Genomic DNA, 10,612 nt, shown 5'->3' with positions numbered 1-10,612 from the left:
GGCTCAAGACGGGCCCACTGGTCGTTCGTCAGATCCCCACGTCCCACAGGATGTGATCATCAACGAACAAGATCCACTTTCGCAACAGACCCTAGGCGATCACCCGGCCAGAGATCCTGCTCGGCTACGAGGCCGGCGAGGAACATGTCGACCTCGGCCAGAACGGCGGCGCGTTCCTCGGGCCCGTAGGTAACGGCCTGGCCGGCCGCGGCGTCGATGGCACGCATGTGGGTGTGCGGGCCGCTGATGATGAGGGCGCACGCGATCTCGGGGAGGCCGAGGCTGAGGGCGTCGCACTCCCTCGCGCAGACGAGCTGCACGAGGTCGGTGGTGACCTTCTCCCAGTCGCCGACCTTCGGCCGGTCGGCGCCGCCTGCCAATTCGTGGGTAAGGGTGGACAGCGGAATGATCTCGCCCGGCTCGCGTCCCTGGGTGAGGCGGTCGTGAATCCGGGCTCCGTCGGGCTGTTGCACCTGGGGGTGGAGCAGGGAGGCGGCGGCGACCACGGTGGCGTTGATCTCCTGTGCGCCTTCGCCGGGGAAGTACGGCTCGTGCGCGAAGAGCAGATACACGTCCGTGGTCCGGACTGCGTCGTCGGGATGGGTCTCAAGCATGGGGCGGCATCCCTTCAGCGGTGAAGTGTCGGGTGTGGGCGAGGGCGTTGGCCGCGCCGCTAGTTCAAAGCCAGGCGGGAGCGGGCCCAGCGGGCCTTCGCCATCGCGAGGCTGGTTCGTCTCGCCGAATGCCGATTCGGCGCGGGTGCGCTCCACGGTCTGGGCGACTTGGTCGGCGAGCTGGACCATCAGCCGTTCCCGGTCAATGAGGCGAGACGAGGCCGAGCGGGTGTCCTGGTTCTGGAGCAGGTCGGCGGCGTCCCACAGCAGATTCTGGCCGATCTCGGCCGAGCGGCGCAGTTCGTAGCAGTCGCTGCCGGCGGCGACCTGAACGATGTAGGTGTGCAGGGCGGCGAGCCGCTGGAGGTACTGGCAGGCGGCATCTCCTTCGACACTGCGGACGTGTTCGCGGGCCCGGTCGTCGAGCCGGTCGGGCAGGTGCTCGGTGAGTAGCGGGGCGAGCAGCATCGCCGACAGCACAAAGTCGGTTGGCATGCCGTGGCTGAGGGCGGACAGAGCGGCGAACAGGCTGATGACGCCCACGAGGACCGCGGAGAACCGCAGGGATGCAGGGCTCGTAGCGGTCAGGGCCATGCGGTGGGCGGGACGCCGGGTCAGCCAGCGCACGGCGAGCCGTTGCGTCAGCGTCGCGCCCGGCGCGAGCACCCCGATCTGACGAGGGAGGCCAGGCAGGGTGCCGTCACCGGGCACCCTCCAGGTCAGCCAGCCCCACCCGGTGCGCTCGTACACGAGCGCGGGCTCGCACGTGCCGATGCACGTGATGTCGCCGCAGAGGTGGCCGGTCAGCAGCGCGCGGGATCGTTCTTCCTCCCACCGGCGCGGGTCGCGGGCGAAGGGACGCAGAGGCTGCTGGAGAGGCGTCCGGGGTGTATGGAGCGTGTCCGTCATGAAGCGCTCCCTTCAAGAAGTTCGGTCATGGAGGTCAGGGCGGAAGTGCAGGTGGCGCTGCGGCCGTCGCCGTCGGAGTGAGCGCGACGGGGAGTCGGACCTGGGCAGGTGCGGCACAGCGGCCAGTCGAGGCAGGCCGGGCAGAGGTCTCCACCGGGGGCGGTGCAACCGCAACCCGCGCATTCGACGAGCGCCCGGTAGGTGATCGCCTGGTCGACCGTGCGGGCGGCGGACGACGTCGTGGAGGGTTGCGTCGTCCACGAGGCATCGCCCGGGACGACGTCGTCGAAGCTGGCAACGGGAGGCGGGTAGAGCTGAGCGGAGCGCAGCCGGGCGGCGACGATCGCGCCGACAGAGGTTCGGATCCTGCTCGGCAACGGGCGGCTGGTGATGACGTGGCGCAGCTGCTCGGAGCTCCAGCCGGCGCCCGGCATCGCGGTCATGACCCGACCCTGGTCGTACAAGGCATTCTGCGTGAACTGGTCCCCGGCCATCGAACCGCGACGAATCCGTGCTCCGGTCATCGCGCGTCCGCAAATGCGCTGTGCGCGCGGCAGCCGGAGCAGCCCGCACCGCTCGCGTGAGCAAGACGGCCGGTGCCTGCGGTTGAGGGGACGTGCGTGAGATCCATACAGGCAGCTCACCCGTCGACGCCGACCAGGGCGGCGGCCACAACCCCCGACCACCGATCACGATCCGGCAACATGAGCGCTGGGCTGCCATGGTCGGGGCCTGGTCGGGCCCGACCAGCCGCCAGCCACGTCCCATGTGCACGGCGCAGGGCGCTCGGAGTCAGAGGACGCTGCCTGTTAAGCGCGGGTGCATCAGATACCTGTTCTCAGTTCCTGGGGTGCGTGCTCCCTGGCCCCATGCGTCCCGGCCGGATGGCGGCAGGCATCAGGACGGTTGACGGGCATCCTCGATCAGCTCGGCTTGCGGGATCTGGCGGACAAGCAGGGTCAGGTGTTCGTGTATGGCCTGGTGTGGCCCTGCCGCTGCGTTCCGTGTGGTGGCTGCCGCGATCCGCGACACCCTCTTCGGAGATTCCGGCACAGATTGAGGTCGCCCGTCTCGGCGGTCCGGCTGCCCACCGTGCGGCGCGGCCCTCGTTGAACGACGTTCTGGTCCGGCTGCGCTATCGGTGCGCACTGCGACTGCGCAGCCTCGTGCGGGCCGTTGCGCACCGGGGCGCGGATTGTGCGCAATCGACGAGCGCGCGTGTTTTGCGCAGCCCCATCCGGGGCCTCGGGATCCGGCTGCGCATCCGGCTGCCGCCGCGCAATCTCGCGGCGCGGAAGTCCGGGGGCACTGCTCGCCCGCGGGCTTCCCCCCGTGTCGCGCACTGGGCGCCGCCCGCCCCAATCGCCCGTGTGATCCAGCGTATCGGAGCGGGACTGGGTGGCGTGCGAAATGTCGTGGTCGGGTCTGTGGTCGGGGCAACCATGGCCCCGTCCACGGGTTTGTGTCCTCTTCGTGATCGTGGTCGGGCCCTCGTGGTCGGTGATCGGGTCGGGGTCGACGAATTGCCTGGGGTTAGAAGCAACAACTTGCTCTGACCTGGGAGTTTGGAATGTCTCGTGCCAAGCAGTCACGGGAGGAGCACGCTGCTCCTCCGACCGCTGCGGGGGCTCGGCTGCAGCAGATGCGGCGCCGGGTCCACCTGGGCCGCCTGGGCGTGTGGGCCGCGGTGTCGGCCGGCCCCATCGCGCTGGCCGTGGCCGTGGCCACGCCCGCCACCGTGGTCCGTGCCGCCCCCGCGACGAAGCCGACCACCGTGAGGACGACCGTGTCGGCCAACCCGTCCGGGTACGCCACGGTGTTCCTCGGCGCGTGGCTGCGCAGCCGCGCAGGCGCAGAGAGCACTGCGCAGGCCCGGCTTGCGCAGTCGATGGCCCCGGACGTTGATCTTCCCGGGACGGCGGATGCGCAGCCCGAGCCGAAGTCGGTCGTGGCGGTGCGCAGTGCGCAGCAGACCGGCACGGCGTGGTCGGTGACGGTGGCTGCACAGTACGCCGACGGCTCGGTGCGCTACTTCGCGGTGCCGGTCGTTGCTGGCTCCGGCGGCGCCTCGTTCACCGTGTCCAATGCCCCCGGGGTGGTGGCCGGCCCAGGGCGCGCCGAGGCTGCGCAGTCGCCGTACTCGGTGACCGTCCCGACCGACGGCGATCTGTCGGCCGCGACCGGGGAGTTCCTCGCCGCCTACCTGACTGGCGCCGGAGAGGCGGATCGCTACCTCGCACCTGGCGTGAAGGTGTCAGGCGTCTCCCCCGCCCCGTACACGGCCGTCACAGTGCAGCAAGTCTCCGCCGTCGAGGAGGCCGCGGCCGCCGAGCGGGTGCCGGCCGACGGCACGAAGGTCCGCGTCCTCGCACGCGTGGAGGCCCGGGACGACGACGGGCGGTGGCCGTTGGCGTACGAGCTCGCGCTCACGGCCCGCTCAGGTCGGTGGGAAGTCTCGGCGCTTGAGTCCAGCACCGCTCACAACGGGGGTGCTCGGTGAACACCGTGCATAGCCTGATACTCGCCGGCCGTCTGGGCGACACAGGCGACGGCTGGATCAACATGCTCGAGCGCTGGGCAACCACGGGATTCCACGCCGGCCTCACGGCGCTCGTCGTGATCGTCATGGTCCAGAAGGTCAGCCTCAAGGCTGGCCTCGGCGCCCTCCTGCTGATGATCATCGCGCTGGGGCTGTACGCCTCCCGCGAAGACCTGGCCAGTATGTTCGAGGACGAGGTCAAGAACCCGTCCAAGTCAGCGCCTGCCGTCTCCGGCATCGTCCACGGTGGGCCTGCGGCCGGCCGTGGACACTCCGCAAGTGCCGGAGGCTGGCTGTGAGCGCCGCCGCGTCCGTGCGGATGGGCCGCTTCTACACCGCGGCCCGACGTCACCCCTGGGTGCTGGGCAAGGTGGCCGACTGGCGCATCCCGCTCGGCCCATTCACGCCCGCGCAGATCCTCCTTGCTGTCGCCGGCGGCTTCCTGCTGGTCAAGACGATTCCATGGTGGTCGTGGATGGGGCCGGTCCCTATCGCCGCCTGGCTGCTGACCATTTGGGCCGTGCGCCGTCAGAAGATCGGAGGCCGTGCCCCGCTCCCGGCGGCCCTGGGCTGGCTGCAGCTGTGCTGGCAGCCGCGCGGCGGCCGGATCGGCGGCCGCGCGGCCCGCGACCACGCCGCCCGCCCCCTGACCGGTGGCTTCGTCATCGAGCACACCGCCCCTGCAGCGATCACTTCGGCGCCGCAGCCGCGAGCCGCCGCCGACCGTACGCCGCGACGGAAGGCACCACGATCGAGGTCGGGCCCCCGCCCGGCGGCCGCCGCCACTCAGCCGGGACGGCCGGTGTCGGGTGTGCAGCAGTTGCTCGCCCTCACCGAACAGGGGGGTGCGCGATGAGGGTGCCGATCCGTCACATCGCCGGGCACCTGGTGTGGTCAACGCACGGCAGCGTGTGGGCCGTCTACCGGCTGCACCCGGGTCCGGACGAACAGGGCCGCCACGAGGAGACCGTCCAGGGCACCTATGTGCCGGCCGCTGTACGGGAAGAGCAGCTCGCCAAGATCACTCATCTGGTGCGGTCCCTGACCGGGGCGCCGCGGCTGTTCGGCTGGTGCGCCCGGGTCGATCCGGGGGAAGTCGCGCTGCGCATGATCGAGGGCATCGGGCCGGCCGATACTCCGCCGGGCCAGACGCACCCGTGGGTGGAGAACGTCGAGGCCACGCTGGATCTGCTGGACGGGCAGGAGATGCACCGCCGCACCCTGTGGCTGGCGGTCCCGCTCCAGGCCGAGGGTGCCGGCGTGCAGATGACGGCTCAGTTCGGCGCGGTGTGGGCCGAGATCGCCCCGACGCTGGGCATGCGGCCGACGCCGGTGGCGCGGCGGGAAGTGACCGCGTACCAGGAGCATGCCTCGCGGGTGGAGGCCGCGCTCGCCGGCGGTGCCGCGTTCCGGCCCGCTCGCCCGGCGGAGATCGTGTGGATGGTCCAGCACGCGCTGCACCGGGGTCTGGATGAGCCGCTGTTGGCCGAAGCCGAGAGCAGCGACCTGTACGGCGGGCAGGTCCGCGAGGGGGTGCTGCACTCCCCCAGCTACGCCGATCTCGGGCAGGCCCGCCTCCAGGAGGGCGGTATCGACCCGGACCTCGACGACGTCGACGAGCTCAAGAGCGCCGACCAGCTCACCCGGTCGGGACGTAAGGCGTGGTGGCGGGTGAAGGCGGCCTCGCCGCTGCGCCGGCGGTGGCTGCAGATCGAGTCCGACGCCGGCACCGGCTACCAGGCCCAGTTGGCGCTGGCTGAGTGCCCGCCCGCGGTCAGCGCGGATGCCGCTGATCTGTTCGCGCAGCTGGAGACGCTCGATTTTCCCGTCGACTACACCGTCGACCTGACGCTCGTGCCCGCGGAGAAGGCTCGGGACCAGGTGCGGCGTAAGCGGAACGAACTCGTCGACCAGGCCGATCAGTACGACGCCCGGCCGACCGGCATGCCTTCCTCGCTCACGGATGCCGCCCGCGACCTGGGCGAGCTGGACGCCAGATTGTCGCGCACGTCGGTCGAGGTCGAGGTGCAGTCCGTGACCGTCCTCACGGTGTGGGGGCCAACCGCCGCCGTCTGCGACGCCCGCGCCCGGGCCCTTGCCGCGCTGCTCGGTGGCGCCGACTACCGGGCCGTGCGCCCGGTCGGCTTGCAGGAGGCGCTGTTCCTGCTCGGGCTGCCGGGCACCACCAGGCCGGGTGTCGTGCGGGAGTTCACGCAGCACCAGGTCTCGGAGGACTGGGCGCTGGGCGGCGCCTTCTCCATCGGTGAGGTCGGTGACCCCAACGGCATGTTCCTCGGCATCGACCTGGACTGCGGCACGACCCGCCTCGTCATGATCAACGTGGCGGACGCGCCGAAGCACGACGCCAGCGCTTCCCTTGGCATCGTCGGTGATCTGGGGGCCGGGAAGAGCGTCCTGCAGAAGCTGATCGCGGAGGCGGTGTGGGCGCGCGGTGGCTGCGCGATCTGTATCGACCGCACTCCTGTACGCGAGTGGGCGACCTTCGCTCGTACTGCCGCGAAGGGCCGTGTCCAGATCATCGACGCAGCCCAGGCCGAGGTGTCCATCGACCCGCTGCGCATGTTCGACGGGCCCGAGGGCCGCCGCTACGCCCTGTCCTACCTGACCCTGCAGCTCGGCATCGGTCCGATGAGCACCAACGGCGAGGTGTTGCACCACGCTGTCGAGGAGGCCGCCGCCAGCGCCCAGCCGTCCATGCGCCGCATGCTGGGGGTCCTGGAGGAAATGGCCACGGCCGAGGGGGGCAAGCGGCAGGACGCGGCGTCCACCCTCGCTGGCCTCGTCCGCGTCGTCGCCACCAATCCGCTGGCGGCGATGGTGTTCGACCCCACCCTGCCCCCGGTACGCCTGGACGCCTCCAGCACCTCCGACATGATCGTCATCACGACGGCGGGTTTGAAGCTGCCGCCCAAGGCGGCCTTCGCCAATCCGGAGGTCCTACACCAGCAGCCGCTGGAGGCCCTGATCGGGCGCGCCGTGCTCTACCTGATCGCCGCGATCGCCCGGCAGACCGCGTTCGAGGACCCCGAGCGGTTCACCGCGGTGGTCGCGGACGAGTTGTACTGGCTCACCTCGTCAGCCGAGGGCACCGCGCTGGTCCACGAGATCCTCCACGACGGCCGAAAGCACGGCGCCGGCCTGCTCGCCGCCAGTCATGACGCTGAGGAGCTCGGCCCGGACCGGGGGCTGATGGCCTACCGGGCGCTCGCCCGCACCGCGGACCGTGAGCGTGCCCGCCGCGGCCTGGAGTTCGTCGGGCTAGACGCGGACGACCCGGAGCTGCTGCGGCTGGTGACCACCGGTCTGTCCCCCGTCGGGCAGAAGGGCCGGGAGGGCGAGTTTCTGCTGGCCTGCCCGCGGCAGAACACCGGCCGGGTCAAGGCCGTCATCCCCCGCATCGAGCGCATCACCGCCTCCATCACCACCACGCCCGGCCGCCGTACGGCCGCGAGCTCTGCGCGCGCCTCCGGCAGTCCAGACGCGGCACGGCCGAAGGAGCACGTCTCATGACCACGTCTTCTTTCTCCTTGTCCCGCTGGCGGCGCATCGCCGCCGTGGCGAGCACCCTGATGGTGATAGCCCTGCCAGCCGCCCTGCTCGCCCTGGCCGTGGGGGCAGGCGTGCCGGAGCCGTGGTGGCCGCGCACCGGGCGGGCCTTCGCCGCCGACTCCCCCTCCGGCTCTGCTCACCAGGATCCGTGCGATCTGATCGTGGGCCCGGCCAAGAAGTACTGCGAGCGCGGCACCAACTCCCCCGTGCCCTCCGCGCAGGAGTCTGGCCGCGACGGCGTAAGCACGGCATGGATGGTCGTTCCGGCCGCTGCAGGAGTGGTTGCCGTCGTCGTGTGGCGGCGCCAGGGCGCTGCCGGACACGGGCGGCGCTGAATGTGGCGCGCAGAGCGCACGACGTTCCGCTCGGCTGGTGTCGTCGTCCTGCTCTGCGGCGTTTTCGTCCTGGTCAACAGCCAGGTCGTGTACGCGGCGAGCAGCAACAGCGAGACCGGTGACCTCCTCGCACCGCTGAACATCACCTCCTCCGAGGGAGTGCCGATCAACGGCTACGAGCTGAACGCTGAGGGCGGCTCCATCGTCAGCTTCAAGACGCAGTCCCTCGCCTTCGCCCTGTCCGGCTTTTTCACCCTCATCCGGCTCCTGGTCGGACTTGGAGGGTGGGCCATTGAGGTCGCCTTCCGGTTCCCGCTGCTGAAGATCCTCACCGACCCTGCGCAGAAGGTCGCCGACGCCTACAACAACGTGGTCGTCGACACCCTCGGTCTCAAGGGGCTGCTGCTGGCCTGGGCCTTTGTTGTTGCCGGGTTCATGATGGTGCGCGGTCGGATCGGCCGAGGTCTCGGTGAGATCTTCCTAACCCTGCTGATCGCGGCGTTCGCCGCGTCCACCTTCGTCCGACCCGACTACCTCCTCGCGGAGAACGGGCCGCTGGGGCAGACCCAGCAAGTGGGCGCCGAGGTTGCCCAGGCGAGCGTCAACTCCTATGACTGGGGCGGGAAGCTCGCCAGCTACAGTCCGTGCGCCGGCATGGCCGGCATGCAGGAGATCAAGTGCCAGGAGCTTGAGGCTTCCAAGCCGGTGTCGGCAGAGGACGTGGCCCGCCCGCTCCAGGACTCGGTCACCAACGCCATGATCGTCAAGCCTTTCATGCTGCTGCAGTACGGGCGCATCCTCGACCCGGCCAAGACTGCCGACCGCAAGGCATATGCCGTCCACTTGAAGTGGGTCACCGGCGGCTACAAGGCGGGGGCCGACAGCTCGGATGAATCGGACGACCGGAAGGACCCCTGCGATCTCATCAAGGGCGAGGCCAAGAAGTACTGCGAGCGCAAACCCGACAACGACGACGAGGACAACTGCAGGCTTCTCGATGGCCAAGCCAAGGAGGTGTGCGAGAGCGACTCGCTGCCTGAGCTGACACCGGGCGGCGACTTGCTGGACGCCTCGAATGCGATCGTCACCGACGAGGACCGTGAGTTCTATGCCTTCCTACAGGATCTGAAGAAGGCCGGTCCGGTCGGTAAGTCGTGCGCCGCGTACGCGGAGAAGCCCACCTGGTGGCGGGTCGGTGGCGCCGTCCTGCTGCTGATCGGCGCGCTGTTCATCTGCGGCATGCTGCTGTCCTGCGCGATCGTCCTGCTCGGCACCCAGGGCATCTGCGCAGCAGCGGCGGCTGCCGGCGGCGTCGCCTTCATCGCCAGCATGCTGCCTGGTCCTCCGCGGCAGACGGTGTGGAAGTGGTTGTCGATCTGGGGCATCGCGATCCTCGCCATGGTCGGCATCTGCGCGTTCATCCCGTTCTTTGGCATTGCCGTCGACGCCACGATCACCGATGGCCCGGACTTGATGGTCGAGCGGATCCTCCTGATCGACGTGCTGGCCATCGCGGGCGCGGCCGGACACCGCCGACTGCTGACTGGCATCACCTCCTTCGGCCGTCGCATGGCCATGCGGATGCGCTACGCCAAGATCGGCGGCACCCACATGCCCGGCGACACCTCCGAACTCGGCGCCGCACTCGCCATGAACTCCCCGGCAGCCATGGGCGGATACGGCGGCTCACTGCGCGCCTTCTCCGGCGGCGGTGGCGGCCGGTACGGGCTGCTGGGCACCCGGCATCGCCTGATGGGCGCCCTCTCTTCGTTCATCGACGGCGCGGGCATGCCCGTCGACACCGGGCAGACGTTCGCCGATGCCACTGCGGAGGCCAGGCGGGGCCTCGCGCCGCTGACCGCCGCGGCGGCCGGTGCCGGGATCGGCGCGCGGCTCGGCGCCAAGAGTGCGCACTGGCTGCTGATCGGCGGGCGGCCGGACAAGGAGCAGTTGGCCAAGTGGCAGAAGCCCACCGGTGAGGGCGGTGAGGGCGGCGGTGATGGCGAGGGGGAGAGCGGCCGTCTTCGGCGCGGTGGCCCTCGGGACCGCTACCGCGATGAGGAGGGCCAGGTCGTCGACCACAACACCGGTGAGGTACTGCACGACCAGAACACCGACCGCACCCTGCTGTCCACACGGGCCCACAACCGCCTGGTTCGCTTCCGCGGCTACCGCATCCTCAACCGCGGCGGCCGGGCCGCATACGGAACAACGGCGGGTCTGCCGGCCAACGTGCGCCGGGCCGGGCAGAGCGGCTCGCGGTACACCCAGGACGCCCGCCAGCAGGTTCAGGTGTGGCGTAACACCGTGCGCGAAGACCGGCGGGCCTGGGGCGACGTGGGGCGGCACACGGCCCAGGTGATGCGAGACCACAACGACGACCGCGGTGGAACGGACCTCTTCCTCAGCCGCCGCCTGAAAACCGGGAGCACGACGACACAGCCGAGCTCCCCCGGTACGCGGGGCTCAGCGCCGACGTCATCCGCTCCCCCGCGGCGGCTGACGGACCCTCCCGCCGAGTTACGTCGTCGGCTCCGCGACGCATTCGACCGGGGGCACGACGACGGTCCGCGGTCGCGTCCGAGGGACGGTACGGACGGCACCCGCGACGGTGGTGATGGCGAGTGAGGCGCCGTCGTGGCCGG

The 10,612-nt window shown here is 70.6% G+C and carries 7 protein-coding genes and 1 pseudogene; 6 read left to right on the top strand and 2 right to left on the bottom strand.

What is annotated here, in order from left to right; genetic code table 11:
• Positions 1–59 precede the first annotated feature (59 nt).
• Together ACFYXC_RS40690 and ACFYXC_RS40685 are read right to left on the bottom strand one after the other, a co-directional pair.
• A complete protein-coding gene (locus ACFYXC_RS40690) occupies positions 60–1,364 on the bottom strand; it encodes a hypothetical protein (protein ID WP_389558049.1) in 1,305 nt (434 codons plus the stop codon).
• Between the two features lie 155 nt (positions 1,365–1,519).
• Positions 1,520–1,999 (bottom strand): annotated as a pseudogene (locus ACFYXC_RS40685) (hypothetical protein); the annotation flags it as partial.
• Positions 2,000–3,093: 1,094 nt separating this feature from the next.
• Between ACFYXC_RS40685 and ACFYXC_RS40680 the strand changes: the two are divergent.
• The 6 genes from ACFYXC_RS40680 to ACFYXC_RS40655 all read left to right on the top strand — a co-directional run bounded on the left by ACFYXC_RS40680 (position 3,094) and on the right by ACFYXC_RS40655 (position 10,595).
• On the top strand, positions 3,094–4,023 hold the full coding sequence (locus tag ACFYXC_RS40680) for a conjugal transfer protein (protein WP_389558047.1): 930 nt from the start codon (positions 3,094–3,096) through the stop codon (positions 4,021–4,023).
• Positions 4,020–4,361: a hypothetical protein gene (locus ACFYXC_RS40675; protein ID WP_389558045.1), complete on the top strand. Its 342-nt coding sequence runs from the start codon at positions 4,020–4,022 to the stop codon at positions 4,359–4,361. Before ACFYXC_RS40680 ends, ACFYXC_RS40675 begins: the two co-directional genes overlap by 4 nt.
• The gene (locus ACFYXC_RS40670; protein ID WP_389558043.1) at positions 4,358–4,918 is read left to right on the top strand and encodes a hypothetical protein; all 561 of its coding nucleotides are present in this window, start codon (positions 4,358–4,360) and stop codon (positions 4,916–4,918) included. Before ACFYXC_RS40675 ends, ACFYXC_RS40670 begins: the two co-directional genes overlap by 4 nt.
• Entirely contained in the window at positions 4,915–7,593 is a 2,679-nt protein-coding gene (locus ACFYXC_RS40665; RefSeq protein WP_389558041.1) for an ATP-binding protein, read from the top strand. Before ACFYXC_RS40670 ends, ACFYXC_RS40665 begins: the two co-directional genes overlap by 4 nt.
• Positions 7,590–7,967: a hypothetical protein gene (locus ACFYXC_RS40660; protein WP_389558039.1), complete on the top strand. Its 378-nt coding sequence runs from the start codon at positions 7,590–7,592 to the stop codon at positions 7,965–7,967. The genes ACFYXC_RS40665 and ACFYXC_RS40660 overlap by 4 nt, the downstream gene beginning before the upstream one ends.
• 159 nt (positions 7,968–8,126) lie before the next feature.
• The gene (locus tag ACFYXC_RS40655; protein ID WP_389558037.1) at positions 8,127–10,595 is read left to right on the top strand and encodes a hypothetical protein; all 2,469 of its coding nucleotides are present in this window, start codon (positions 8,127–8,129) and stop codon (positions 10,593–10,595) included.
• Positions 10,596–10,612 lie beyond the last annotated feature (17 nt).

Source organism: Streptomyces sp. NPDC002701 (assembly GCF_042889045.1).
In the GTDB taxonomy this organism is placed as follows: Bacteria; Actinomycetota; Actinomycetes; order Streptomycetales; family Streptomycetaceae; genus Streptomyces.
The sequence above is the reverse complement of the archived record's forward strand: the minus strand, read 5'-3'. Positions and strand labels throughout refer to the sequence as shown.

Bases quoted from the DNA above. Each gene is read 5' to 3' on its own strand.
- ACFYXC_RS40680 (WP_389558047.1), top strand. From the start codon at position 3,094: ATGTCTCGTGCCAAGCAGTCACGGGAGGAGCACGCTGCTCCTCCGACC.
- ACFYXC_RS40665 (WP_389558041.1), top strand. From the start codon at position 4,915: ATGAGGGTGCCGATCCGTCACATCGCCGGGCACCTGGTGTGGTCAACG.
- ACFYXC_RS40660 (WP_389558039.1), top strand. From the start codon at position 7,590: ATGACCACGTCTTCTTTCTCCTTGTCCCGCTGGCGGCGCATCGCCGCC.